We start from the raw sequence: 26135 nt of genomic DNA, 5'->3' as shown, positions 1-26135 counted from the left end.
TATCATCCCATTTTTAATATATATGTGACAAATTCTATATAATTGCATATATTAATAACTTATTGATTCCATTCACTATAAAAAAAACAATTTATGTGTTATCATTTTGTTGTTCATTATACTAAACCATAAAAAAGGGAGATAATATATGATTAATATAGCTTTACTAAATTCTAATGCATATACACTTTTTTATTACTTTATTATTTATTCCTTTATGGGTTGGTGTCTTGAAACGGTATATGCAACAATTATAAAAAAAGAATTCATTAATCGCGGTTTCCTATACGGTCCCTTTTGCCCTATTTATGGTTTTTGCACCTTATCTATTATTATTTTGCTAAAACCTATTGAAACTAATTACATATTTCTTTTTTTTGGTTCTATATTTTTAACTTCCACTATTGAGTACCTAACAGGGTATGTTTTAGAAAAAGTATTTAATAGTACTTGGTGGGACTACAGTGATGAGCTATACAATGTTCATGGTAGAATATGTTTGCTATTTTCTATACTATGGGGAGTTATCTCAATATTGATTTTGAAAGTAATTCATCCCTATATTTTTTATGTAGTTAAATCGATTCCCTCTAGGCCTGGTCTATTATTCTTTTATATTACGCTCCTATATTTCATCCTTGATTTTACAATTACTGTAATTACAATTTGTAGATTAAAGTCGCTTTTAAACCAAATAAATTTAGCATATATGGAATTAATTGATAAACTATCAGATTTTAAAATTAATTTAGGGAATACTAAAAATATACCCGAAATTAAAATTAAATTAGATCAGTTGATAGAAGGTGCTGAAATTAAAATGAGTAAGAAAAAATCCGACATTGAAAATATGATTAAAGAATTAAAAATTAAATATGATTCTTTATTTATTAAAAAAAGTCCTGAATATTCAAGACTTTTAAAAGCCTTTCCTGATTTACGATTTAAAGGTTTAGATTCTATTTTAAAAGATGTTAAAAATAAAATTCATAAGAATAAATAGGATTAACCTTTTAAAGATTTCTTAACTATATTAAAAAAATAACATAATTTAAAGGAGATTTAATAATGAAACAAGATAATCTTAAATTAGCACAAAAGGGAATTGATGATGCACTAGACACTATAGACTCCTTAGAGAAAACTATAAAGGAAACTCCCCTTATTAAAGATATATTAAAAGATCGTTTTTATATTCTCTCTAAAAAAGTTGACGAGATTGAAGATATATTAAAAAATGAAGGTATATTGTAAATCTACATATAAAAAATGCAAAAAGTAAAAGAGACATATAAGTTAATACTATATGTCTCTTTTACTTATATATAATTAAATCATAAACTATTTGTATCTTTTAGTAATTAACCTCTTCTAAAAACAAACCTTTGGCTGGCGCAATATGTCCAGCATATTTTCTTTCTTTCTTATCTAAAATATCACTTAATTCATTTGCATCTCTTTCTCCAAGTCCCACTTCAACAAGTGTTCCAACTATTAATCTTACCATATTCTTCATAAATCCGTTTCCTTGAATACTAATTTCTATATTTCCATCATTATTTACAATGTTTATTGTGTAAATATTTCTTATAGTAGATTTTTTCTTTGTTTTAAGTGTTGTGAAACTTTGGAAATCATGTTCTCCTATTAAAATTTCTGACGCTTTTCTCATTTTTTCAATATTAAGAGGTAAAGCTACATGATAGTCATATTTCCTAGTAAATACATCGTGTGCTTTATTATTGCAAATATTATATACATATTTTTTAACCTTAGCATTATATCTCGCATGAAAATTAAGGTCTACTTCTTCGACAGTCTTCACTACAATATCTTCAGGTAAATATTCATAACAATAACTACGCATTTTATGTGTTGGCATTGTACATTCAGTTCTAAAATTTGCTACTTGGTTTGACGCATGTACTCCTGCATCTGTTCTTCCAGAACCAGTGATTTCGATATTTTCTCCCGCCATCTTACTTAAAACAGACTCTATTTTATGCTGAATTGTATTATCACTATCTCCAAGTCTTTGCCATCCTTTATACCTAGTACCATCATATTCTATTACAATTTTTATATTTCTCATATTTATTATTTATCCTACTTTCTATTTTAATATTTTAATACTTTAATATTTTAACTATATTTTTTAATTCCAACTTCTATTATATACATATACATATATCTATATTCTTAAAACACAATATTCAAAATGATTTTCAACTTTGATATTACTAAATTGAGTTTCACTATAGAATGTTTTGCTTCTCTTTTAAAGATAATCCTTCGCTTTATGATCATCCACTTAGATAACTTCCAAGTTGTTTTTAAATCAATTGCACTTTTCCTTATGTCCTTTTTTTCTTTTTCACTACTATCATAAAATAATACAAAATCAAATTCTGCATTTTCACTACCATATTCTGCATCAAATTTTTTAACAATACTATTAGGTGAAAGTAGTAACCTGCCTGCTTTTGGTTCTAATTTAAACGTAAGCCCCTTTTTATTTTTTGAACATAAATATGATTTGTAAATTAGTTCACTACAAAACAATGCATTATCTGTCATAACATCAAAATTGTAATCATATGCCTTTCCTAAATATTCAAAAGCTGTAAATAAGGCCTTTAATTTATCCTCTTTTGCAATCAGTACAGCATTTTTACGTATTGCTATGGTTGAAGCGTAAACTAATAAAACATTCTTATATTTAGAATGTGGATCTAACGTATGTTTTAATATAAGCTTATTTTTATATTTTTCTCTAATTCGATTTAATTCATTATAACATCCTACGTAACTATACCATTTATCTTATGCTTTGTTTATCATATAAGGACATATTTTGAACATTCGAATTAAACAGGCTTTCGCTTCTCTGAATTTCATTCATCACATGCTCTATCTTTTTTATAAGCACCAAGGATCTGTTTATTGCCTCATTAACTGTTCTATGGACTAAACCAATAACCTTATCCCCGATTCCATTTTCATTTTAAAAAACATTATAATATAATCTCCAAGCGCAAATAAAAAAAGCCATACATATTACCAATATAATAATAAATTTAATGCAAACATACTTCTCCCCATAAATTGATTTCAATAATGCAATACTATTATACCATAGAAGTTACTATTCCTTTAATATTATAAATTATAAATTATAATAGTGAAATATATTTATTTTATACTAAACCATTTCCTAATAAATTAAATATTTGTATTTTAATGATTTTCATTGTTTTTTTATATGCATTTATATGTATACTATAAATATAAGTTAAATCAATAAGACAAAATGAATTTTATGGAGGCTCATATGTTTGCAAGTGAATTATTATTACGTTTATTTAATTTGTTATTTTTTATTAATATCCTCTTTGCCTTAGCAGTTGTTTTTATTGAACGAAAAAATCCTGCCAGTACCTGGACTTGGCTTATGGTATTACTATTTTTGCCTAGCATAGGATTTATTCTATATTTGTTTCTTGGTCAAAATTTAAAAAGAAAAAGAATGTTTTCTTTAAAAAAAGAAGAAAGAGAAAATCTTACCTCAATTATTAATAAGCAGAAAGAATTTCTAAATGATGATGACTTAATTAAAACTAATCCTTTTTTAAGTAAGTATTCTGACATGATGAAACTTAACCTTTGCAGTGATAATTCCTTTTACACTAATAATAACCACGTAACAATATTTACTGATGGTAAAGCAAAATTTGATCAACTTAAAGAATCTCTTAAAAATGCAAAAGTGTATATACACATGGAATACTATATATTCCAAAATGATACTTTAGGAGGGGCTATTCTTAAAATTCTATGTGATAAAGCTAAAGAAGGAGTTGAGGTAAAATTACTCTATGATGGTATGGGTTGCCTTAAGGTGCACAATTCTTTTTTCAAGCCTTTAATTGAATCTGGCGGAAAAGTTGCTTGCTTCTTCCCTCCCTTTCTTCCTTATATAAATCTTCGTGTAAATTTCAGAAATCATCGTAAAATATGCACTATCGATGGACACTTTGCCTTTATAGGTGGTTTTAATATTGGAGATGAATATTTAGGACACTCTAAAAAATTTGGATTTTGGCGAGATACACATTTATTCATACAAGGAGACGCAATCGATGCGTTGCAATTACATTTTTTAATGGATTGGAGATTTGCTGCAAAGGAAGATTCTACTTTTGATAATAAGTATTTTCCTCACAGAACTCCTGTTGGTAGAACAGGTCTTCAAATAGTTTCAAGTGGTCCTGACTCAACTTGGAACTCTATTAAAAATGGGTACTTAAAAATGATCAGTAAAGCTGAAAAAAACATATATATAGAAACTCCCTATTTTATCCCAGATGATAGTATATTAGAAGCTTTAAAAATAGCATCTTTGTCTGGAGTAGATGTACGTATAATTATACCAAGTAAACCAGATCACCCATTTGTATATTGGGCATCAACATCCTATATGGGAGAACTACTCGAATCTGGTGTCAAATGTTACACCTACACTAAAGGCTTTCTTCACAGTAAGTTTCTTTCTATAGATAAGTCGATAAGCTCTGTAGGTACAGCTAATTTAGATATTCGAAGTTTTACTTTAAACTTTGAAATTAATGCCTTTATATATGATAAAAAAATAACTACTGACCTAGACCATTATTTTGCTGATGATTTGAAGTTTTGTACAGAATTAACTCTTGAAAAATATATTCATAGAAATTTAAGTGTAAAATTTAAAGAATCTATTTCAAGATTACTTTCACCTATCTTATAATGAAGGAGTATTTTCATAATAGCATTTATATGCTGCACTTATAAATGCTTTATTATATCCTCAATATGCAGATTTTTTATGTTGATTAAGCAGTATTCATCTTTATTATTAATTACTTAAATTATAAAGATACTTCCCATATGATATAATAATAATTGAAATTTAGTGCTATACTTTGTATATTCTTAATTATTTTATTTTAATACAAATATTTTACTTTGTGTCATATATTGTTATTCATTTATTGTAACTACCTAGTGTCATATGAAAGGGGTGCGCTTATGCGAAAAGCTGGCAAAGTAATTAACATTGAAGAAGATAAAGTATATATCATAACCGCAAACAATGAATTTGTTACTCTAGAAAAACACACAGCTGAACCTGTAATCGGCGAACTCTATGCAGGTGAGGAATATAAAAAAACTGTCGTATGGAAATATTTATTAGCAGTTGCTTGTATTATATTAATGTTATTTTTGGTGATACAATTATATTTGGATAATCGATACAATTATTCCGTTATAGTGGACATGAATTGTTCTCTAAAAATGGATGTAAATGGTTCAAATAAAATTACCAAGGTTGAAGGCATTAGCTCTGGAGGCTATAAAATGAAACAACTTGTATCCTTAGAGCATAAGTCTTTGGATGAAGCATTGCATCTAATTCTAGATGAATCTATTAAGCAAAAATACTTAACTAAAGCACATGCTGATGATGGTTTTGAGCTTTCTATATTTGTTTCTGGAAATAAACATAAAACCCCTATTAACTTAACTGAGTTTAATAGATATGCTGGGACGCATAATTTTAAAGTTCTTCTAAATAACAATGGACAAGCTGTAATTAATTAAGGGTATTTTTAGCCCTACTTAAATTTATAAGATAACGTGAATTACCTAGCTTAATTTTACTTTATAAACCCGAAGGATGGTGTGAAATGAAAGTAATATCTAATAAGAAAGAGAAAAATATTATTAAGCACTCCGAAAATAATGAAACGAAGATTAGATTAAATAAATTTATAAGCGAGACAGGTTTTTGTTCTAGACGAGAGGCTGATAAAATAATTAGTCAAGGTAATGTCACTGTAAATGGTAAAATACCAGAACTTGGCACTCAGGTTTCTACAAATGATCATATTGAAATAAGTGGTAAACCATTAAAAAACAAGGAAGAATTGGTTTATATAGCTTTTAATAAACCAATTGGTATAACCTGCACCACAGAACATAAGGTCAATGGCAATATTATAGATTTCATAAACTATCCAAAAAGAATTTTTCCAATAGGCCGTCTTGATAAACCTTCTCAAGGTCTTATATTTTTAACAAACGATGGTGATATTGTAAATAAGATTTTACGTTCAGGAAATCAACATGAAAAAGAGTATATTGTTACAGTAGATAGACCTATATCCACAAATTTTATAAATAGTATGGCGAATGGTATAGCAATACTAGAAACTATAACTAATAAGTGTTTTGTTAAAAAAGAAAGTAAATATGTTTTCAGAATAACATTAACACAGGGACTTAACAGGCAAATAAGAAGAATGTGTGAAACCCTAGAATATTCTGTTGTAAGACTTGAGAGGCTTAGAATTATGAATATCTCTCTAGATAATCTGCCTGTTGGTAAATGGAGATACCTAGAACAAAGTGAATTATTAGGTATTAATAATCTAATTAGTAATTCCATTAAAACTGAAAACGCTTCAAAATAACAAAATTTATATTTTCATAAGATTCTATCTATATTTTACATGATAATTTGCCGTTAAAAAAGCACACATATGTGTGTTTTTTTGCTTTTTTGAAAGTTATCAACATTGTACACACAGAAATTGTGGATAACTTGTTAATCTTAGTTAATAATAATTATTATATTTAACCATGAATTATTTTAATGACAAGCTTATATTCTGCCTGTAATTTTTTCTTTATTTTTCTCAATCTTTTTAAATTTTACTCGTTTTTATCTTAAAGTCCAATTATTGCTTCATATACTGTTTCAGACGCCTTGTTATCATTATTGCCTAATTTAGAACTATTTTTAATTTCATCCTGTATATACTATCATGGTGCATATAACCATTTCCTTTTTATTCTTTAGATGTCTTTTCCAGTTATAGCCACATTTTATTCCCTTAAGCTACTCATGAATTATCTGATTTTTTTTTAATTATAGTGGTATAGACATTCCTAGTATTTTACATAAAATTATATTACAAAGTTATTATTTTTATAAATTCACTTATTATTTGAAATATTTTACTATTTTTCATTTAGACTCACAGATTGTACACATTATTATTTTGTAGTCCACAACGGCATTCTTTTTTTGTATTTTTTTGTAAATAATTATATTTTATTTGATACTTATACACATTATCCACAATTAATCTGTGTATAACTTGTGGAGTTGATGCTAATTACTAATTATTAGTTATAATTTTATTTTTATCGAAGAATTTTATTCAAATATATGTATTTTTATTAAAATATTTCAAAATAAAATTATTAAGTTATGCACATTATCCACAGTTTTGTTGATAACATGTTAATAACTTATTATGTAATTTTATACTAATATCTAGTTGCTCTAATGTATTATTTTTAATTACTATCACAGAATATCTTGATTACCTTATTTGAAAATGGTATATTAGGCACATGAAAATAAATACTGAGTTAAATATGTGAAATATATTAAAAATAATTATAAATGAAATGAAAAGAGGTAATTTACTTGAGAATTGGAATGGGATACGATGTGCATAAATTAGTTAAGGGTAGAAGTTTAATACTTGGTGGAGTAACCATACCTCACGAGACTGGGTTACTAGGTCATTCAGATGCAGATGTTCTGCTTCACGCTATTATAGATGCTCTTCTAGGTGCTGCTGCTCTCGGGGATATTGGAGAACATTTTCCTGATAGTGATATCAGATTTAAAGGTATCTCAAGCATTATTCTGCTTGAACATGTAGGTAGTTTAATAAAATCTAATAACTACACAATTGAAAATATAGATGCTACAATAATTGCACAAAGACCTAAAATGGCTCCTCATATACCCAATATGGTAATAAATATTGCAACTGCATTACAATTACCTATCAGCAGCGTTAATGTTAAAGCTACTACAGAGGAAGACCTTGGTTTTACTGGTCGCCAAGAAGGAATCTCTTCTAATGCCATATGTCTTTTGAAATAAAATGTTGTACTTATACATAAATAATTATAACTTATGTCAAAGATAACTTATTTATGTATAAGTTATCTTTGACATAAGTGTTAACGTATCTAACGCCGCTAGTAATCGTTATAATATACTCTAGAGAGTAATTATGCCACATTATAACTATCTTCATGTAAGCCTCTATTAAACCTATTTAATTTGTATCTACTAATATAAGAAGATTTTATACGTGGTAAATGTAAAAAATCATACAAGCTTTATTAATTAAAAGCCTGCATGATTATTTTAACAGATAAAACTATGTTTAAAATTTTAGTTAACTAAATAATTTCCTTGTACAATAATATTTATCTTCTCTTTTCTCTAAATCGAACTCATTTATAGATGTAATTTTATCATGTTGCTCTACATGAAGTACATAACCCTCTTCATTCTTATTTTGAAAAAAAACTTTTGTATAATTCATAACTTCTACCTTTTCCCCACAGAGATCATAAATAAACTTTGGAATTATATTTAGCATATATATCTACCCCTTTAATATTTATTAACTATAAAATAATAAATATTATTGTGCAGCAATATTTATGCTTAAAATATTATTAATTTAAATTTATTTATGATATTTAGTCTTAATACTTAAATAAACTTATAATATTTCTATTATAAGTTTATTTAAGTTAATATTAATTTCCTAATGTTGCCACCATAACTGCTTTAATAGTATGCATTCTATTTTCGGCTTCATCAAACACTATTGATGCAGCACTTTCAAATACTTCATCTGTAACCTCAACACCGTTCATTCCAAATTTTTCATTTATATCCCTACCAACTTTAGTTTTTAAATTATGGAATGCTGGCAAGCAATGCATAAATTTGGTGTTTGTGTTGCCGGTTAAATTCATCATTTCTTTATTAACTTGGTATGGTTTTAACAAATTAATCCTTTGAGCCCAAACTTCATCAGGTTCTCCCATTGACACCCAAACATCAGTGTATATAACATCTGCGTCTTTTACTCCCTCAGCTACTTTGTCAGTAATCGTAATACTTGCTCCTGTGTCCTTAGCTACTTCTCTGCATTTATTAATTAATGACTCTTCAGGAAATAAAGAATTCGGGGCAATTATTCTAAAGTCCATTCCCATCTTAGCAGCTCCTATCATAAGAGCATTCGCCATATTATTTCTTCCGTCACCTGCATATACAAATTTAATTTCATTTAATGGTTTTGAAAAATGTTCTTTTATTGTTAAAAAATCAGCAAGTATCTGAGTAGGGTGGTCCTCCGTCGTTAACCCATTCCATACCGGCACTCCGGCAAATTTTGCTAGTTCTTCTACTACTTCTTGACCATACCCTCTATATTCAATGCCATCATACATTCTTCCTAGGACTCTCGCAGTATCTGCAATTGATTCTTTTTTACCCATTTGACTTCCTGTTGGTCCAAGATATGTAACATGTGCTCCTTGATCGAGTGCTCCAACTTCAAATGCGCATCTTGTTCTAGTCGAATCTTTTTCAAATAATAGTACTATGTTTTTGCCTTTTAATGATTGCTTTTCTGTACCCGTATATTTAGCTCTTTTTAAATCTCTAGCTAAATCGAGAAAATAATTAATTTCCTTTGGTGAAAAATCCATCAATGTTAGAAAATTTCTGTTTCTTAAGTTAAACATAATAAATTCCCCTCTCTATTGTTTATTTGTCATATTAACTATAATAATGTACCATAATAACCAAAATTTCAATGTATTTCTACTATTCTAATAAATCTTCCCTATAAAAAGGCATAGACATACATCTTGGTCCGCCTCTACCTCTTGATAGTTCACCAGATGGAATCTGAAGCACCGTTATGTTATTTTTATCTAAAATCTCATTAGTAACGTAATTTCTCTCATAAGTTATTACTTTGCCAGGGGATATAGCTAAAGTATTTGATCCATCATTCCACTGTTCTCTTCCTGCTATAACCTTGTCTCCTCCACCACACCGTATTAACGTGATATCTTTTTTTAGATATTTAGAAAGTATTTTTTCTAAACTACCTACTTCTTCTTTTGTTATCAATTCCTTGTTCTTATAATCATAACTTAATGCAGTAACCCTTAATGTACCTTCTATCCCTGGATGAACAGTAAATTTATCATGATCTATCATTGTAAATACGGTATCTAGATGCATAAATGCTCTAGTTTTTGGAATATCAAATATTAAAACTGTTCTAAAATTTTCTCCGTTTCCAAATATGTTTTTAGCCATATTTATAACCGCTTCTTTATCAGTTCTCTCACTATGACCAATTGCAATAACTTGTTTTGATAAAATTAATTCATCTCCACCTTCAATATTATAGACATCATTTCGATCGTACCATAATTGAATATCAGGATCTTTTAACTCTGGATGATAATTAAATATATACTTCCCAAATATTGTTTCTCTTCTCCTAGTTTTGGTCTTCATAGAATTTAAACTTATGCCACTACCAATACAAGAAAAAGGATCACGTGTGAAATATAAATTAGGCATCGGATCCATTATAAATGGATACTCATCATAATATTCTTTAATTTTTACTTCTTTTTTCCTTATCCCTGCCATAACCTTATCAATCATTTTTTTTTCTGACATAGAGCATAAATACTCTTTTAATGAGTTTATTATCTTAGTCTCGTTTATTCCGCATTCCTCTATAACTTCATTTAGAAATAACTCCTTAACATTAGGCTCCTTTACTGCCTCTACAGCTAAATCTTCAAGGTACAACGTTTCAACACCATTTTCCTGCAATATTTTAGCGAAATTATCATGTTCTTGTCTTGCAACCTTTAGAAACGGAATGTCATCAAATAAAAGTCTTTCAAGATATTCAGGTATAAGGTTTTCAATCTCTTCTCCAGGCCTATGTATAAGAACAGTCTTTAAATTGCCGATTTCCGAATAAATATTAATTTTTTTCTTATCCATTTCCTCTTACCCTCCAACTTAGTATACAATTTTTGTGCCCGATGTACCCATTAATGCTTCTCTAACTTTTGACAACGATACTATGATAGCTGTTTTATCTTTATTGTTTATTATAAATTTTTTACAAGCCTCAATCTTTGGCAGCATACTGCCTGGAGCAAATTGACCTTCATCAATATATTTATTGGCTTCATCAATAGTAATTTGCACAAGTTCTTTTTGATTTTGCTTATTAAAGTTTACACATACTCTATCCACTCCCGTTAGTATTAGAAGAACGTCAGCATCTAATATTTCTGCGAGAATCTCTGCAGCAAAATCTTTATCTATAACTGCGGAAACACCCTTAACCATTGTGCCTTCTCGAATAACAGGTATGCCTCCACCTCCACATGATATAACGAGGTTACCTGTATTCACTAGTTGTTTTATTATATCCCTTTCAATAACATCAATAGGCTTCGGAGATGCAACAACTCTTCTATATCCTCTACCAGAATCTTCTTTCATTATATAACCATGTTCTTTTTCTAACTTTTCAGCTTCCTCTTTTAAATAGAAAGATCCTATTGGTTTGGTCGGATTTTTAAAACCTTCATCATCTTTATCAACTACTACTTGAGTCACTATGGTTACTACAGTCTTATCTATATTTCTATTTCTTAATTCCTCTCCTATGGCATTCTGAAGATGATATCCAATGTATCCTTGTGAAAAAGCTCCACATACATCAAAAGGGAACAATACATTCACCTTATCGAATTTTTGAGCCGCTTCCACTGCTGCAACAATCTGACCCACTTGAGGTCCATTCCCATGAACTACAGATATTGTATGCCCCTCTTCTATAAGATCAACTATAGATTTAGCTGTTTCCTTACAAGTCTTAAGTTGTGACTCACAACTTTTGTCTTTAGGATCTGATTGAAGTGCATTCCCACCTAATGCTAATACTATTTTCATCAATAAACCCTCCAGCGCATTATCTTCCAATTTTCACGATAATATAAAATCATCAATATTTTTATATTATCCTCTTATACAATTCTTGTCAACCATTGCAATTTCATAATATTTGCATATATATTCTTCCCATTTTGTACTAATTTATTAAAATTCTTTGTAAACTTAATAAACTATTAAAAAAAACTGAGTTTTGATTGTATAAAATATATGTATTTAACGAATAAATAAATTTTATAAAAAAATAAAAGACCTCATTTTAAGGGATCTTTTTTCACTATAATCTTTAATGATTATAATCCGCTACAATTTTTTGCACTAATTTTTTTATAGCGCTAGCTTGTGATACTAATGTCATTACAACCAGAAATACTGATATTCTTTCCTCATCACTCGCCTTTAAATCTAAAGTATCAATTATCTTTTGCAATCTTGCTTTATCGCAAAACTGATTTTTTCCAACTTGATTAAGGCTTTCCTTTTGCATATCAGAAAATATTTCATATGCGCTTTCCCAGGAAATAATGTCATCACTTCTATCATTCATATCATTAAATGCTAGTGTAAATACTTTTCTTATTTCTTCAGCTGTAAGTATCGGTCTCATATAACTAAGTAATACTAATTGGACAAGATGTAGTTTTGTATATCCCCTTTTTTTCCTATCTTCTGGTTTTGATATAACTCCACTTTTTATGTAATTCTGTACTATATTATTAGTGTAATTATCAGCATCAAATTTATCATTTAAATAATCTATAACTTGAGATAAAAATAAATCATACTGAGGTAATTCTTCATATGTAACTATGCTGTTTTCTGATACTGCTTTTGATAATGAATTTATATCTTCTAGAGTAAATTTAGACTTATGCATCATTTATCACCTTCCAAAAATTTAATGTCTTCCTTAAAGCGTTTTTCTAGTCTTTTATATAAAAATTATGTGTACTTCTATTATAAGGTGTGTACTTCTATTATAAGGTATGTACTTCTATTATAAGGTATGTACTTCTATTATAAGGTATGTATAACCTATTACAAGTTATTTTACATATTTCTTAAACATTTTAATTTTTTTAGATTTTTAAAATTATTAACGTATATATAAATATTTAAGAAAGCAATATACCTTACTTTATTACAAATTTCTCTTTTACAATTTGATTTAATTCACAGTTAATATTGCAATTAGGTAAATTATAAACAAAATAATTAAGTTATCCACAGTTTTTGACATTTAATCAACAGAAGCTGTGGACAACATAGTTTATATTGAAAGCCTTGTTTAATGGGATTTACATATTAAAAGTAATTTTGACATTCTTTTTATCCACACACACTCCTATGACCTGTGTATAACATGTTAATTTTGTGTGGAATAAACAGTATTAAATTAATAAACTACTTTCAATTTTTATTTTTTTCTGCTATTTAGTATTTAGACTAATTATTATAGTCAATAAGTAATTTTTAGTTTGTATCTTTTATTGACATGCTAGTGTTATATTAAACCCGGCTTGTGGATTCGTTTACATTTCGCGTATTAAAGAATTTTTTGTTCGATTTTTAAAATAACTACTACCTAACTATAACCCTTTATCAAAATAACTGCACCATAAATTATAAAAAAAAACAGACTATTAAGATAGCCTGTTTAAATTCTATATTACTTAATTCTTCTTGCAGTAAGGTAATCTGGTCTTGTCAATGCTGATATCTTAATTACATCTCCAGTACGAGGAGCGTGAATATATGAGTTATTACCTATATACATTCCCACATGATGAGGGTTTGATTGTGTACCAAAGAATATTAAGTCCCCTGCTTGTAACTTATCTCTAGATACATATGATCCTTCATTTATCTGTGTAAATGTCGTTCTACTCAATGAAACTCCGAAATGAGCATATATATATTGCATAAATCCAGAACAGTCAAAAAATTGAGGACCAGCGGCACCCCAAACATATGGTGTTCCTAAAAAATTACTAGCATAAGCAACAATTGCATTAGAGCTAAGTGATGATGCTGCTGATGTCTCTCCTCTAGATGGAGTATACTTAGGTACACTATCTCTTATTTTCTGTATTTGCTTCATAGTAGCATCAACTGTAGCTTGCCCATCATTTATCTTACCAGAATATGATTCTTCTTCTTTTTTGGCTTTCGATATTAATATGTTTTGTTCTTGCTTCTTTTCTTTAAGTTTGTTTAATTTTCTTTCATTATTTGTTTTCAATAAAACCAACTTAGCTCTTTCAGCTTCAAGCGCAACCTTCTGTTTTTGAATTACACTTTTTTTATTATTTAATTCCTTAATCATTTTGTTATCATATTCAACAATTTCTTTAACGTTCTCAACTCTTGAAATAAGGTCTTCTATACCCTTAGAATCCAATAAAACCTCGACATAGCTGTCTACACCATTCATATACATGCTTCGCATTCTCTTATTAAATAAGTCTTCTTCTTTTTTAACATTTTCTTCTGCAACTTGTACACTTTTGGTTGTTTTCAATATCTGTTTCTCTTTTGAAGCTATATCAGTTTTCGTTTTATCCACTTCTGCATACATTTTTTCTATATCCGAATCTAATTGTTCAATAGAACTTTCTATGGTCTCAATATTGCTTTGTGCCTTATTGTATGAACTCTTTTGCTGTTCAAGCTGACTCTTTTGACTACTAAGCTTGTCCGATAATGGCTCTGCTAATACTGGCATACTTATAGTAGCCGCCAGTCCAATTGTTACTATTAATGATATTATGCTTTTTCGCAAACTAATTCCCCCTATAATAAAAATATATGTATTTATACAATTTAATCGTTTTTAATGAACATTTTTAAATCAACCATTGTATTATACCACTATTTTATATAAAAGCTAGATAAAAACATAGGTTAAAGTTTTAATGAGTGCTTATATACTTCTGATTTAGGCATATCTCTATCCTTTGCGACTTTTTTCATTGCATCTTTTTTACTTAATCCTTCATTCATAAACTTTTGTATATGCTCTTCTATAGTTAGCGAATCCCATTTAGCTCTTTCTTCATTCTCTATAGCTTCCTTGCTCTTTCCTTCAACTACTAACACGTATTCCCCTCTTGGTGAATTACTTTTATAATACTCTATAGCTTCTTCTAAATTTAGCCTAATTATTTCCTCATAAAGTTTTGTAAGTTCTCTACACATTGAAATTTTTCTATTCCCTAAGTTTTCATATAAAAATTCTAAAGTACTTAAAAGTCTATGAGGAGCCTCATAGAAAATTAGAGTTTCACTCCTATTCATTAAATCATCAATAATAGGCTTTCTATCTTTATTCTCCCTAGGTAGAAAACCTCTAAAAATAAATTTGGTAGTGTCAAGGCCTGAATATACAAGAGCTGTAATAACTGCAGTAGCTCCAGGTAACACCTCAAATTCTATCATCTGTTCAATGCACTTTAAGACTATTACACTTCCCGGGTCTGATATTCCTGGTGAACCTGCATCACTAATTATAGCAATGTTTTTACCTTCCTTTACCTGTTCAATAATGTTTTCGCTTCTTCCTTGTTCATTATGTTGATGGTAACTTATAAGTGGTTTTTTTATATTAAAATGATTTAAGAGTTTTAAGCTTTGCCTTGTATCTTCAGCTGCTATAATATCTACATTATGAAGCACTTCTAATGCCCTGAGTGTAATATCCTTTAAATTACCTATAGGAGTTGGAACTAAATATAATTTACCTGCCATTGTTATCATCCTTTACTGTAAAGTTTAGTTAATTATCTTATTCTACTATTGTATCTGAATTATACATATTAATAATTTCTTTAGTATAACCCCCATCATCTGTATGAATATAAAGAGGAGGCTCCCATTTTAAATCGGTCCCTCCATCTCTTTGTCCTTCAATAAGTACAATGTTAGGTGCCTTATTTACGCTAGGATGCACCATCCTTATGCGTTTAGGCTCAATTCTATGCTTTCTCATGGTGTATAAAATATCAACTAACCTATCAGGTCTATGTACCATGTACATCCTTCCACTATCACGAAGCAGAATTCTAGATGCAATTATTACATCTTCTAATGTACAACATATTTCATGCCTTGCTATAGCATTCATATTATTTAAATTTACTAATCCTGAATTATAAAGTTTATATGGTGGATTAACCGTAACAACATCTACTTTGGGAATACTTTTAATAAGTTCTATATCCTTTAAGTCTCCACTTATAAATTTAATTTTATGTTCTAACTCATTATACTGTGCGGAGCGATTTGCCATCTCAACAAATTCTTCTTGAATTTCTATACCAATTAAATTACTCGCATATGTTTTACCTGCTAAGACAAAAGGAATTATGCCTGTACCAGTGCATAAATCAACGACTTTAGCATTTTTTCTTACTTTAGCAAAATTAGCAAGCAGTACTGCATCTACACCAAATCGGAAAGCATGTTTTTTTTGAATAACATGAATTCCCTTTAGTTGAAGGTCATCTAAAGTTTCATCTTTTCTTAAAAAATCCATTATGCATCTCCTTTCTATAAAATTTTATTTACTGTATATGTACAATAAAAGAAGTATACCTCAATTATTATTGCTAAATCAAGAGTAAATGTAATTTATTATAAAACTACTATTAGTAACCATTGTTGAATATACATTATATTATATAATAATCGATTTTAATGAGGTTAAAAATGCAATTAATATTATATCCGTTTAAAAATATAGTTTTCAATAAAAACTCTGTGTTATTAGATGCATCTTTCTTGCTCAGCTTAATATACGATGACGACATTAAGCATAGCGATTGTTTATCCTGTTTAAAGCAACTATCTGAAGGAAGTTGTGAGTTTTACACGACAAGTATTATATCAGCAGAAGTTTTAAATAAAATACTTTACAAACTATTCATTAGTGACATTCAATGTAAAATAAGCAATGAGAGTCCCTATAACTCATTAGATAACATTAGGTCTATAACAAATAGTTTTAGCCGCCATGATACAAAGATATTAAAGGAAAAGAAAAAAGACAGACTTATTCACATTCCTTATAAAAGATATTTTGATAATATTTCTAAGAATTCTATGAAAAGAAATTTATTAAGTATCTATTACATTAAATCCGTAGAAATTATCTCAGAGCTAGAAAAAATTATAAATATAAAATATCTTAATATTTCTGAAGAATGTATACTATTAGTTAAAAATTTTATGTGCGATAGCTTATTATCCGTGAATGATGCTTTCCACATAGCTACAGCTCAACACAATAATATAGATTTTCTACTTACTTTGGATGGTGATTTTATATATGCTGAAAGTAGCGCAATGAAAATACTTAAAATTTAATAACGTTTATTATATTATTAATTAGTCAACCTTAACGATTCTTTTTACCTTTATTATAAAAAAAGTGTAATTTTGATTTTCTCAAAAGTACACTTTTTTCTATGCCTATTATTTGGGAATATTTAGAACTGTTCCATCTTTTATTGAATTTTCATTTGTAATTTTATTTGATTCTTTTAGCATCTTTATTGCTTGTTTTACATTGTATGAAGGCATCTTGTTTTTAGCAATAGAATACAATGTATCTTGTTTTTTAACACTATAACTATTAGTACTAACTCTGGTAGATACTGTCGTTGATGTTTTAATTGATGTCTCATAAGGAATTACTATTTTCTGACCTACTGCAATCTTATAAGAATTATTCATATTATTTCTGTTTTTAATATATTCTACAACTTGGCCTTCATCGTGACTAGGCATATGTTTTTTTACTATACTAAACACAGTATCATCTACTTTAACAGTATATATCCCAACGTTGGTTTTGTCATTTGTATAAGTGGCATCCATTTCATTAGCACTTTTAGCTTGAGTATTTGTTGATGTTTCATTATTATTCTCAAGTATCGTATTATTACTTTGTGCTATACTATCACTCGGAAATTTATTATTTGAAACATTTTCTCGTCCTCCAATATACCTTACTGCAAAAAACACACCTAAAATCACTACAACAATCGTAGATATGCTAATTATTCCTTTTTTCATATTCATATTTAAAACCCCTTTCGTATTTTTTTATGAATGATTTATATTTGAATTATCGACATAAAAAAGAAATCTCATACACACAATGCGAAGTTCTATTATTTTAGGATATTTTTCTAGAACTTTTTAGCTTATTTAAAACTTCTATGAATTTTTCTAATAAAAATGAGGTTGTTAGCTTTTGCATATAAGCTAACAACCTCTTCATATAAATATTTAATCTTTGTAATCTTTTACTTTTTTTCTATTTGTATTTTAACTTCTTCACCTGTCATACCAGTTGCATCAATAATTGGAACACATGATATAGTTTCAGTTGCTCCCATAATGTTTTGATTTTCACCTGTAACTACAACTGCATCGTACTTATTTAAAAAATTACCAGCATTCTTTTTTCTATTGTCAAACTCTTTTACTGTATATCCCTCTTCGGATAAGTAATCTTTAATTGGTTTTAATCCCATTTGCACTGCAATTTTCTTCATATTTAACTCCTCCCTTCGTAATTATTATCTCCTATTTTAAAATGCGTATTCAACTGAAACTATTTATACCTTATTTGTTAATATAAAATAAAAAAGGCAGAGAAATTTTCTCTGCCTTTTTTATATGACTGCGTAGCCGGCCTCTTCTAAAGATTCAATTAAATTATCCAATAGAATGAAATAATCATCATATATAATTTCTATTTCTTTGCTTTCAATATTTATCTTGCAAGCAATAACTCCTTGGTTATTTGATATTGCTAAATTAATATTACCGATGTCCTCCGAAGTATTCATATTGCATACTTTTATTACTGATTTCATCTTTATCCCCCTAGTTATCCTTTAATAGCTCTTTAATTATATATGATTCTTCGGCATTCTCAGCTAATTCTAACTTAACATCTTCTACACTAACAGCATCTTCATATCTTCCAGTAATTAATGTTAAGTCTTCTATTTTAATCTCTACTATTTCTTCATCACTGCCATTAAGTTTCATCTTAATTTTAACAGCTTCTTTTACAACACTATTGCCAATAACTTCTGCTCTTCCATAAGGTGTTTCAACTATTGACCCTACAGTCGGTAAAGTTTTTCTTATTTTTTCATAAGTATCTTGTTCATAATTTAAACAACACATAAGTCTTCCACAAATACCTGATATTTTTGTAGGATTCAGTGATAAATTTTGCTCTTTTGCCATTTTTATAGAGACTGGTGCAAATTCCCCCAAAAAAGTTGAGCAACACATAGGTCTGCCACATGGTCCAAGCCCGCCTACCATCTTCGCTTCATCCCTAACACCTATTTGTCTAAGCTCTATTCTAGTTCTAAATACTGCTGCTAAATCTTTTACAAGTTCACGAAAATCCACACGTCCATCTGCTGTAAAGTAAAATATAACTTTATTATTATCAAAAGTATATTCTACATCTATGAGTTTCATATCAAGTTCATGTTTATGTATCTTGTCTAAGCATACCTCGTATGCTTCTTTTTCTTTTCTTTTATTTTCTGAGTCTTTTTCTGCATCTCCATCTGTAGCTTTCCTAATAACACATTTAAGTGGAGATACTATATCCTCTTCTTTTATTTCTTTTCTACCAATAACACATTCTCCAAATTCTATACCTCTTACTGTCTCAACGATAACTTTATCTTCCTTTTGGATGTCTATATCATTAGGACTGAAATAATATATTTTACCAGCTTTTTTAAAGCGTACTCCTATTACTGTAACCATATTAAACCTCCTGCATTTTAAATAGCATAACTTCAAACACTAACCCTGGGTTAACGTTCCTATCTAAATTTTCTCTTGTATCGTTTATTATATTTATAATACCATTTAATTTGTTAAATGAAAATATATTAGCTAGTTCTTTTATATATATCAATTTATCTATATTAATAATTAAATTTTCTTCTTCAATTTCTTTATATATTATAGTATCCCTAATGTATGAAAGAAATGCAGTTAATATTTCTTCAAATTTTTCTTTTTGATTAGATAATTTTTTTTCATATTTAATTATTTCTTCAGTTTTTTCTTTATTAAGCTTTAATAATATTTCCAATGTAATATCGCGAATTTCCTTGAAATTACTATCGAGAATAAATTTTTCAGCTTTTCCCGGGATCCCATTACTAAAAGCTATAATAACTTTTATTTCATCTTTAGGTAAATCATGATAATTTATTTTTAAGTATTCTTCCATTTCATCTACATTTAAACTCTTCAGTTTATGTATTTGACATCTTGATTTTATTGTATCTAATATAACTTCAATATTTTCACATAATAAAAGTATCGTAACATTTTTAGGTGGCTCCTCTATTGTTTTTAAAAAAGCATTTTGAGCCTGAACCGTCATTTTATGGGCATTGTAAATAATGACAACCTTTTTATCCCCCTCAAAGGGTTTTTTATTAATTTCTTCAATTAAAGCTCTTATAGAATTTACACCTATTGTGCTTTTATTCTTCTCTATTCGCCATTCCACTAAATCAACATATTGCCTGTCTTGAGTTTCCCCCAAAATCTTTAATCCTATTTCCCTAGCTAATATGCTTTTTCCTATACCATCTTCTCCAACTAATAGATGGGCATGTGATAACTTATCTAAATTTATAGATTTACTTATTTGATTCTTTATACTATTGTGACCTATAATGCTCTCAAAACTCATTTTAGTCCTCCATGAATAGAAGCAAGTATAGGTTTATATATACTTGCTTCTACTTAGTTATACCTTTATATACTTATCTACATCAACTACAAATACATTTGCCCCACCTACATCTACTTCAATAGGAAATGGCATATATACGCCAGTAGATCCAGCTACAGGTGATGGTGATGATATTATCTGCTTTCTCTCTTTACATACTTCTTCAATTATGGCTAGTACTTCATCTACCTTTTCTTTATCTACACCTATTAATAATGTTGTGTTTCCTGATTTTAGAAATCCTCCTGTAGTAGCTAGTTTCGTAACTCTAAAACCTCTATCTGTTATTACCTCAATTAAATCATTTGCATCATCATCTTGAACTATTGCAATAACTAATTTCATATAATCCCATCCTTTCTATAACTTTATTTTTTTTATGGTGTTAATTATATCTTTATGAACTTCATCAATGTTTCTATTACCATCTATTACTTCTATTTTATCATATTTTCTACAAATATCTAAGTAACCTTCAAAAACTTTTTTATGAAACTCATTACCACTGTTTTCTAACCGATCTAAAGTCTTTTGCATTTTCTTTCTTTTTAATCCTTCCTCATATGGAATGGTAATCATAAATACTAAATCAGCTTCAAGTCCATCGAGTGCTGCTTCATTAATTTTCTTTACTCTTTCCATCCCCAGACCGCGACCAATTCCTTGGTACACCATTGACGAATAAACGAAACGATCACATATAACTATTTTACCAAGGTTTAATGCTGGCTTTATAACTTCATTAACTAGTTGTGCCCGAGAAGCAGCATAAAGTAATGCCTCACACATATAACTCATACTACAGTTCTCATTGTCTAAAATTATTTCTCTGATTTTTTCACTGATTTCTGTACCCCCAGGTTCTCTCGTTCTTACTACCTCATAGCCTAATTCTTTTAGATGATTTTCTAATAATTGTATTTGAGTAGTTTTTCCTGAACCATCTGGGCCTTCTAATGCTATTAGCCGACCTCTTTCCATGTAATCCCCTCCACAATATGTATATATTAGTATAAAGCATTAATACTATCTATTTTTCTACCGTTGCTACTTTTCCACCATTAATTCCAAGCACTGTTACATCGCACTCTAAGTAATATTCTATTACATCTATGGTTTCCTTGCTTAGTCTTTCTCCAGGCATTACAATAGGTATACCTGGCGGATATGGGACTATTGCTACTGCACTTATTTTATTCTTTGCATTTTTCAGTTCTAAGATAGTCTTTTCTCTACCCATTACTTCATATGGAAACATAACTGATATTGGCATACCATAATCTATCAAATTCACGTATACATCCTTTAAAACGCTCATATCACAGTTTTTTAGAGCTATATATAATTTATGAAAATCTTCCCGTTCATTAAAAGGTGAAAATATTAAAATTACATTTCTGCTGTCACTCATTTCAGCTTGAATTTTGTTTTCTCTTAGGTACTCTAATAACTTATGTCCACTATAACCTTTAGGTACATTTAATATATATCTTGTTAGATCCATAGTATAGCTAATATCCTCTTCAGGATAATTTGATGTTGCATCACATAAATCTTGCTGACCTAAAATATAAAACTTCCCTAATCCATTAATTTTGTCTCTATATAATAAACATAATTTAATTAACTCCCCATAGTCAACTTCACCATACTCTTGAATATAATACCTTGCATAATCCATAGAGCACAAAAGCATATAAGATGGACTAGTACTTAAAAAAGCACTTACATAGAAATCTACCTTACTAATATCTATCCCTTGTCCTACATGTAAAAAAGCTGTTTGTGTTAGGCTAGGTAGCGTTTTATGAGAACTCATAACCACCATATTCGCACCCATCGTCAAAGGATTTTTAGGTAATAACTTACAAGCACCAAAATGAGCACCATGAGCAGCATCTACTAGTACCTTGATATTATATTTTTTAGCTACTTTAATAACATATGGTAAATCAAAACATATACCATAATAACTAGGATAAGTAACAACAATTCCTTTAACATCTTTATTTTCATTCATTAAATAAAGAAAATGCTCCTTATCTAAAGGAAATGGAGCATCATACTTTGAATGAATTTTATTTTTAATATACACTGGCCTTAGCTTTCTCATAATAATGGCATTAAATATTGAACGATGACAATTTCTCTCTACAATAATTTTATCACCTTCATTAAAAGATGAAAAAATCATAGCTAAATTCCCACTAGTGCTACCATTCACTAAAAAATAAGATTTTATACTTCCATAGTAATTACTCAATAATTTTTGAGATTCTTTTATTATTCCTTCTGCATTATGAAGATTATCTAATCCATCGACCTCTGTAATATCTCCTTTAATAAAATTTTCATAAAGCTCTCTACCTTGTCTTGTTTTTAAAAAACCAAGCCCACCTTTATGCCCTGGTGTACAAAAGGAAACATTTTTTTCTTTTATATATGTTAACACTCCATCTACAAGTGGTAATCTTGACAATCTTTAGTCACTCCTCTTGGTATAAACCGTACTAATGTCTTTCTTATACAGTTCTTGTAATATTCATAGAAATCCGTATTAGCTTTTGATGCTATTATTCTTCCTTCACAATTATTGCAAATTCCCATTCCATTTATTATTATACCATCATTTAGAGGCTTTCTACATATAATACACTTTTCTTTTTTCATAATTTCCCCCTCAAACTTGATAATTTAAAACTAACTAAAGTATAGCCTCTTATAATATATCTTATTCAACTTACTATGGTTTCTTATTTTGTCCACATAATTATTTGAAATATATTTATCTACATTTTATGCCAAAACTAGCTATATAAAATTATTATTTGACCTTATACAATTTTATTTTTTTATCAATATATTTATGTAACTTTGGTTATACTAATTATATTAATAATTATGTTAATGCTGAGAGGAGAACAGTCTATGAAACAAGAAATTATAAGTTATATAAGTAGTATAAAAGAAGATATATATAATTTATCAAACTATCTTTATATTAATCCAGAAACTAATTATAATGAATATAAGGCTTGTTCTTACATAGTAAATATGTTAAAAGCTCATGACTTCGAAGTAGAAGAAAACTATTGTGATATTCCTACTTCTTTTTATGCACAATATGGAAATGGACATCCTAAGGTATGTTATGTATGCAAATACACATCTACAGAAAATATAGGTCATATATTCGGCAATAATATAAATGCTAGTATTTCTATTGGTGCAGCACTCGGCTTATCAAAAATAATATCCAAAAGCGGTGGAAGCGTGATAGTGCTAGGATGCCCAGGAGAGTACTCTAATGGATCGGAGTTAACTCTGACAAAAGAAAAGTGTTTTGAAGATATGGATGTTATCATTGCACCTCATTGTGATGTTAAAAATTCAGAAAGTGGTACCTCAATGGCTTCAATCCCAATCAAAATTAAATTTCACGAAAATGATAGTAATAATAACTTATATTTAAATAATTTTACATCTTTGGACGCCTATTTATTTATTCTTAATACAATAAGTCAGTTACTGAAAGGACTAAACAACAACTGCTCTATTGACAATATTTCTATAAATAATGCATCCACTAAAATTAATTCATTTTCTAATTCAGATGTTAAATTTTATTTAAGAGCTACCAGCCTAACTTATGCTAGAATGCTCCAAAAAACAATTGTAGATTTTATTAAGTCAATGTCCCAAACAATGAATATAACTCAAGAAATAACATTATTTGAATTACCTTCACAAGAACTTTTATCTAACAAATGTTTATCAAGAATATTTACACACAACTTAAAAGAATGCGGCATTATTGATATAGATTCTTGTAAAAATACTATATACGGTTTGGGAATAGGTTCTATAAGTCATACTACACCATGTATATATCCTTCTATTGCTATTACAGAAAATCCTTTAATAAGTTGCCCCTCCCTTGCATTTGCTTTAGAGACTCAAACAGAGTTCTGCAGAATAAATATGATGAAAGCGACGGAAGCTCTCGCCATAACAGGCCTTGATATTATTGAGAGAAAAGATCTATTAAAAGAAATAACACTTGAATTAAAATAACATTAAATATTATCTCACCATAAAAAAAAGAAGTATAATTAAAATTCAATTATACTTCTTTTATATTTATTTATTTATTTATTTATTATAAAAATATTGATTTTTCTTTTAATAACTTAATTTTCTTCATAAGGCCATCACTAGGTTCAAAATAAAACTTTTTCAATTTATCTCCTACTTTATATACACAACAGAATTTACTTGCAACAAATGTAGAACATATATATTTTTTACTACTAGTAATATGACTGTCTGAATTATAGTTGCAATATTTCCCAATATATTGTATATCTTTTAATTTAATGTCTTCCAGTATTGTAACTTCTTCACCTTTTATTTTATGAATAATAAATTGATCAACAACAATTGAATACTTATACTTAACCTTACATTTTGAAAACTCTACATAACAAAGAGCGATCATTAGTGTATTAAAGAACATAGTTACAAACGTTTTAATGTTTATGCTACCTATACTTAACTTAGGCAATAAGTCTGATAGGCATATGAATGTAATTAATGTAATAAACAACAATACTATAGCTGGAAACTTTTTTCTTTGAACCATCTCTTTATACATGAAAGCCAGACCCCCCCTAAAATAATTTAAAGCGCTAAACATAAATAGTTTTGTACCCAACATATGTGATTATACTAGCATTTCATATATTAATCTACTTGTACTAAGGTCACTATCCTCTGTATGTCGTAATATAGGTCCATATACCATGTTTATATCAATCTATATGCATCAACATATGTATTTCTAAGTTTATCTCTACAATACTGATTTTAATTAAATGTTGTGTATATTTATTCGTTATTTGTATTTGTAAGAACATGAACTAAGTATAGTTCGAATAATTGAATTTTATAATTTATCCATCCAACTATTACTTGTCTTATTTTCATTGTACAAAGCTTCATACTCATAGCATTATTTCTTTAAGCTTAATTTTAGTTTCTTAACAGAGTTTTGATGTACTCTTATTCCTATTTAACCTTTTTTGATAAAATGTAAATCCTAAATACTTTAACTTCCACGCTCTTACAACACTTGGAACTATCAATGCGTGATAGTGAATTGCACCCATACTGGACGCACAACAAAAAAAGTACTTTGTATATATTATACAAAGTACTTTGGAGGCGCCACCCGGATTTGAACCGGGGAATAAAGGTTTTGCAGACCTTGACCTTACCGCTTGGCTATAGCGCCATAACTGGTGGCTAAACCCGGAATCGAACCAGGGACACGAGGATTTTCAGTCCTCTGCTCTACCGACTGAGCTATTTAGCCATGTAACCTGGCGACGACCTACTCTTCCACAAGGT

The 26135-nt window shown here is 28.6% G+C and carries 28 protein-coding genes and 2 tRNA genes; 8 read left to right on the top strand and 22 right to left on the bottom strand.

Features of this window, described 5'->3' with window-relative positions; genetic code table 11:
* Window positions 1-148: 148 nt before the first annotated feature.
* Both LGK95_RS06095 and LGK95_RS06090 read left to right on the top strand, forming a co-directional pair.
* Window positions 149-1003 carry a putative ABC transporter permease gene (locus tag LGK95_RS06095; RefSeq protein ID WP_226123286.1) on the top strand — a complete coding sequence of 285 codons (855 nt, stop codon included), beginning with the start codon at window positions 149-151 and terminating at the stop codon, window positions 1001-1003.
* A gap of 65 nt (window positions 1004-1068) precedes the next feature.
* Window positions 1069-1254, top strand: a complete 186-nt coding sequence (locus tag LGK95_RS06090; protein WP_226123285.1) for a hypothetical protein — start codon at window positions 1069-1071, stop codon at window positions 1252-1254.
* A gap of 100 nt (window positions 1255-1354) precedes the next feature.
* On the opposite strand, the gene truA is transcribed toward LGK95_RS06090, so the two are convergent.
* Both truA and LGK95_RS06080 read right to left on the bottom strand, forming a co-directional pair.
* Complete coding sequence (gene truA / locus LGK95_RS06085; protein WP_226123284.1) at window positions 1355-2092, bottom strand: tRNA pseudouridine(38-40) synthase TruA; 738 nt, start codon at window positions 2090-2092, stop codon at window positions 1355-1357.
* Window positions 2093-2199: 107 nt separating this feature from the next.
* On the bottom strand, window positions 2200-2679 hold the full coding sequence (locus tag LGK95_RS06080; RefSeq protein WP_226123513.1) for a YiiX/YebB-like N1pC/P60 family cysteine hydrolase: 480 nt from the start codon (window positions 2677-2679) through the stop codon (window positions 2200-2202).
* Window positions 2680-3331: 652 nt separating this feature from the next.
* Here LGK95_RS06080 and cls point away from each other — a divergent pair.
* From cls to ispF, 4 genes are all read left to right on the top strand, one after another.
* Window positions 3332-4786 (top strand): cardiolipin synthase, encoded by a 1455-nt coding sequence (cls, locus tag LGK95_RS06075; RefSeq protein WP_226123283.1) that lies wholly within the window; start codon window positions 3332-3334, stop codon window positions 4784-4786.
* Window positions 4787-5067: 281 nt separating this feature from the next.
* The gene (locus tag LGK95_RS06070; RefSeq protein WP_226123282.1) at window positions 5068-5640 is read left to right on the top strand and encodes an anti-sigma-I factor RsgI family protein; all 573 of its coding nucleotides are present in this window, start codon (window positions 5068-5070) and stop codon (window positions 5638-5640) included.
* Window positions 5641-5726: 86 nt separating this feature from the next.
* Window positions 5727-6512, top strand: coding sequence for a 23S rRNA pseudouridine(2604) synthase RluF (rluF, locus tag LGK95_RS06065; RefSeq protein WP_226123281.1), 786 nt, complete (start codon window positions 5727-5729; stop codon window positions 6510-6512).
* A gap of 1025 nt (window positions 6513-7537) precedes the next feature.
* Complete coding sequence (ispF, locus tag LGK95_RS06060; RefSeq protein ID WP_226123279.1) at window positions 7538-8005, top strand: 2-C-methyl-D-erythritol 2,4-cyclodiphosphate synthase; 468 nt, start codon at window positions 7538-7540, stop codon at window positions 8003-8005.
* A gap of 301 nt (window positions 8006-8306) precedes the next feature.
* Here ispF and LGK95_RS06055 read toward each other — a convergent pair whose 3' ends face one another.
* From LGK95_RS06055 to LGK95_RS06020, 8 genes are all read right to left on the bottom strand, one after another.
* Entirely contained in the window at window positions 8307-8513 is a 207-nt protein-coding gene (locus LGK95_RS06055) for a hypothetical protein (RefSeq protein ID WP_226123278.1), read from the bottom strand.
* Between the two features lie 163 nt (window positions 8514-8676).
* Window positions 8677-9675 (bottom strand): ornithine carbamoyltransferase, encoded by a 999-nt coding sequence (gene argF / locus LGK95_RS06050; protein ID WP_264174489.1) that lies wholly within the window; start codon window positions 9673-9675, stop codon window positions 8677-8679.
* 82 nt (window positions 9676-9757) lie between these two features.
* Complete coding sequence (arcA, locus tag LGK95_RS06045; RefSeq protein WP_226123277.1) at window positions 9758-10969, bottom strand: arginine deiminase; 1212 nt, start codon at window positions 10967-10969, stop codon at window positions 9758-9760.
* A gap of 18 nt (window positions 10970-10987) precedes the next feature.
* Entirely contained in the window at window positions 10988-11932 is a 945-nt protein-coding gene (gene arcC, locus LGK95_RS06040) for a carbamate kinase (RefSeq protein WP_226123276.1), read from the bottom strand.
* 286 nt (window positions 11933-12218) lie between these two features.
* On the bottom strand, window positions 12219-12809 hold the full coding sequence (locus LGK95_RS06035) for a DUF1836 domain-containing protein (RefSeq protein WP_226123509.1): 591 nt from the start codon (window positions 12807-12809) through the stop codon (window positions 12219-12221).
* A gap of 792 nt (window positions 12810-13601) precedes the next feature.
* Window positions 13602-14714 (bottom strand): C40 family peptidase, encoded by a 1113-nt coding sequence (locus LGK95_RS06030; RefSeq protein WP_226123275.1) that lies wholly within the window; start codon window positions 14712-14714, stop codon window positions 13602-13604.
* 122 nt (window positions 14715-14836) lie between these two features.
* On the bottom strand, window positions 14837-15679 hold the full coding sequence (rsmI, locus tag LGK95_RS06025; protein ID WP_226123274.1) for a 16S rRNA (cytidine(1402)-2'-O)-methyltransferase: 843 nt from the start codon (window positions 15677-15679) through the stop codon (window positions 14837-14839).
* 37 nt (window positions 15680-15716) lie between these two features.
* Complete coding sequence (locus LGK95_RS06020) at window positions 15717-16466, bottom strand: tRNA1(Val) (adenine(37)-N6)-methyltransferase (RefSeq protein ID WP_226123273.1); 750 nt, start codon at window positions 16464-16466, stop codon at window positions 15717-15719.
* A 173-nt stretch (window positions 16467-16639) separates the two neighbouring features.
* Between LGK95_RS06020 and LGK95_RS06015 the strand changes: the two genes are divergently transcribed.
* Window positions 16640-17296, top strand: a complete 657-nt coding sequence (locus LGK95_RS06015; RefSeq protein WP_226123272.1) for a type II toxin-antitoxin system VapC family toxin — start codon at window positions 16640-16642, stop codon at window positions 17294-17296.
* 108 nt (window positions 17297-17404) lie between these two features.
* On the opposite strand, the gene LGK95_RS06010 is transcribed toward LGK95_RS06015, so the two are convergent.
* The 9 genes from LGK95_RS06010 to LGK95_RS05970 form a co-directional block, all read right to left on the bottom strand.
* Window positions 17405-18013: a muramidase family protein gene (locus tag LGK95_RS06010; protein WP_226123270.1), complete on the bottom strand. Its 609-nt coding sequence runs from the start codon at window positions 18011-18013 to the stop codon at window positions 17405-17407.
* Window positions 18014-18240: 227 nt separating this feature from the next.
* Window positions 18241-18492 (bottom strand): YkuS family protein, encoded by a 252-nt coding sequence (locus LGK95_RS06005; protein ID WP_226123268.1) that lies wholly within the window; start codon window positions 18490-18492, stop codon window positions 18241-18243.
* A gap of 120 nt (window positions 18493-18612) precedes the next feature.
* Entirely contained in the window at window positions 18613-18816 is a 204-nt protein-coding gene (locus LGK95_RS06000) for a heavy-metal-associated domain-containing protein (RefSeq protein WP_226123266.1), read from the bottom strand.
* A 10-nt stretch (window positions 18817-18826) separates the two neighbouring features.
* On the bottom strand, window positions 18827-19738 hold the full coding sequence (locus tag LGK95_RS05995; RefSeq protein ID WP_226123264.1) for a PSP1 domain-containing protein: 912 nt from the start codon (window positions 19736-19738) through the stop codon (window positions 18827-18829).
* 1 nt (window position 19739) lies between these two features.
* The gene (locus LGK95_RS05990; protein ID WP_226123262.1) at window positions 19740-20684 is read right to left on the bottom strand and encodes a DNA polymerase III subunit delta'; all 945 of its coding nucleotides are present in this window, start codon (window positions 20682-20684) and stop codon (window positions 19740-19742) included.
* A 57-nt stretch (window positions 20685-20741) separates the two neighbouring features.
* On the bottom strand, window positions 20742-21071 hold the full coding sequence (locus LGK95_RS05985; protein ID WP_226123260.1) for a cyclic-di-AMP receptor: 330 nt from the start codon (window positions 21069-21071) through the stop codon (window positions 20742-20744).
* 15 nt (window positions 21072-21086) lie between these two features.
* Window positions 21087-21707 (bottom strand): dTMP kinase, encoded by a 621-nt coding sequence (tmk, locus tag LGK95_RS05980; RefSeq protein ID WP_226123259.1) that lies wholly within the window; start codon window positions 21705-21707, stop codon window positions 21087-21089.
* 49 nt (window positions 21708-21756) lie between these two features.
* On the bottom strand, window positions 21757-23205 hold the full coding sequence (locus LGK95_RS05975; RefSeq protein WP_226123258.1) for an aminotransferase class I/II-fold pyridoxal phosphate-dependent enzyme: 1449 nt from the start codon (window positions 23203-23205) through the stop codon (window positions 21757-21759).
* Window positions 23184-23396 (bottom strand): sigma factor G inhibitor Gin, encoded by a 213-nt coding sequence (locus LGK95_RS05970; RefSeq protein WP_226123257.1) that lies wholly within the window; start codon window positions 23394-23396, stop codon window positions 23184-23186. The genes LGK95_RS05975 and LGK95_RS05970 overlap by 22 nt, the downstream gene beginning before the upstream one ends.
* A gap of 258 nt (window positions 23397-23654) precedes the next feature.
* Between LGK95_RS05970 and LGK95_RS05965 the strand changes: the two genes are divergently transcribed.
* Window positions 23655-24800, top strand: coding sequence for a zinc-binding metallopeptidase family protein (locus tag LGK95_RS05965; protein WP_226123256.1), 1146 nt, complete (start codon window positions 23655-23657; stop codon window positions 24798-24800).
* Between the two features lie 85 nt (window positions 24801-24885).
* On the opposite strand, the gene LGK95_RS05960 is transcribed toward LGK95_RS05965, so the two are convergent.
* The 3 genes from LGK95_RS05960 to LGK95_RS05950 form a co-directional block, all read right to left on the bottom strand.
* Entirely contained in the window at window positions 24886-25380 is a 495-nt protein-coding gene (locus LGK95_RS05960; RefSeq protein WP_226123255.1) for a hypothetical protein, read from the bottom strand.
* Between the two features lie 564 nt (window positions 25381-25944).
* Window positions 25945-26019 (bottom strand) — tRNA-Cys (locus tag LGK95_RS05955).
* Window positions 26020-26024: 5 nt separating this feature from the next.
* Window positions 26025-26100 (bottom strand) — tRNA-Phe (locus LGK95_RS05950).
* Window positions 26101-26135: the final 35 nt, after the last annotated feature.

The sequence above is a fragment of the Clostridium algoriphilum genome, from assembly GCF_020443705.1.
Lineage (GTDB): Bacteria > Bacillota > Clostridia > Clostridiales > Clostridiaceae > Clostridium_AD > Clostridium_AD algoriphilum.
Note: the sequence above shows the minus strand (reverse complement) of the source record. Positions and strands in the feature narration are given on the sequence as shown.

Coding starts and splice junctions, on each gene's coding strand:
- LGK95_RS05985 (WP_226123260.1), bottom strand. CDS start 21,071: ATGAAATTAGTTATTGCAATAGTTCAAGATGATGATGCAAATGATTTA.
- LGK95_RS06095 (WP_226123286.1), top strand. CDS start 149: ATGATTAATATAGCTTTACTAAATTCTAATGCATATACACTTTTTTAT.
- arcA (WP_226123277.1), bottom strand. CDS start 10,969: ATGGATAAGAAAAAAATTAATATTTATTCGGAAATCGGCAATTTAAAG.
- LGK95_RS06035 (WP_226123509.1), bottom strand. CDS start 12,809: ATGCATAAGTCTAAATTTACTCTAGAAGATATAAATTCATTATCAAAA.
- LGK95_RS06015 (WP_226123272.1), top strand. CDS start 16,640: ATGCAATTAATATTATATCCGTTTAAAAATATAGTTTTCAATAAAAAC.
- argF (WP_264174489.1), bottom strand. CDS start 9,675: ATGTTTAACTTAAGAAACAGAAATTTTCTAACATTGATGGATTTTTCA.
- tmk (WP_226123259.1), bottom strand. CDS start 21,707: ATGGAAAGAGGTCGGCTAATAGCATTAGAAGGCCCAGATGGTTCAGGA.
- arcC (WP_226123276.1), bottom strand. CDS start 11,932: ATGAAAATAGTATTAGCATTAGGTGGGAATGCACTTCAATCAGATCCT.
- LGK95_RS05990 (WP_226123262.1), bottom strand. CDS start 20,684: ATGAGTTTTGAGAGCATTATAGGTCACAATAGTATAAAGAATCAAATA.
- LGK95_RS06055 (WP_226123278.1), bottom strand. CDS start 8,513: ATGCTAAATATAATTCCAAAGTTTATTTATGATCTCTGTGGGGAAAAG.
- rluF (WP_226123281.1), top strand. CDS start 5,727: ATGAAAGTAATATCTAATAAGAAAGAGAAAAATATTATTAAGCACTCC.
- rsmI (WP_226123274.1), bottom strand. CDS start 15,679: ATGGCAGGTAAATTATATTTAGTTCCAACTCCTATAGGTAATTTAAAG.
- LGK95_RS06070 (WP_226123282.1), top strand. CDS start 5,068: ATGCGAAAAGCTGGCAAAGTAATTAACATTGAAGAAGATAAAGTATAT.
- LGK95_RS06000 (WP_226123266.1), bottom strand. CDS start 18,816: ATGAAATCAGTAATAAAAGTATGCAATATGAATACTTCGGAGGACATC.
- LGK95_RS05965 (WP_226123256.1), top strand. CDS start 23,655: ATGAAACAAGAAATTATAAGTTATATAAGTAGTATAAAAGAAGATATA.
- cls (WP_226123283.1), top strand. CDS start 3,332: ATGTTTGCAAGTGAATTATTATTACGTTTATTTAATTTGTTATTTTTT.
- LGK95_RS06010 (WP_226123270.1), bottom strand. CDS start 18,013: ATGAATATGAAAAAAGGAATAATTAGCATATCTACGATTGTTGTAGTG.
- LGK95_RS06020 (WP_226123273.1), bottom strand. CDS start 16,466: ATGGATTTTTTAAGAAAAGATGAAACTTTAGATGACCTTCAACTAAAG.
- LGK95_RS06005 (WP_226123268.1), bottom strand. CDS start 18,492: ATGAAGAAAATTGCAGTGCAAATGGGATTAAAACCAATTAAAGATTAC.
- LGK95_RS05995 (WP_226123264.1), bottom strand. CDS start 19,738: ATGGTTACAGTAATAGGAGTACGCTTTAAAAAAGCTGGTAAAATATAT.
- truA (WP_226123284.1), bottom strand. CDS start 2,092: ATGAGAAATATAAAAATTGTAATAGAATATGATGGTACTAGGTATAAA.
- LGK95_RS06090 (WP_226123285.1), top strand. CDS start 1,069: ATGAAACAAGATAATCTTAAATTAGCACAAAAGGGAATTGATGATGCA.
- LGK95_RS05960 (WP_226123255.1), bottom strand. CDS start 25,380: ATGTATAAAGAGATGGTTCAAAGAAAAAAGTTTCCAGCTATAGTATTG.
- LGK95_RS05970 (WP_226123257.1), bottom strand. CDS start 23,396: ATGAAAAAAGAAAAGTGTATTATATGTAGAAAGCCTCTAAATGATGGT.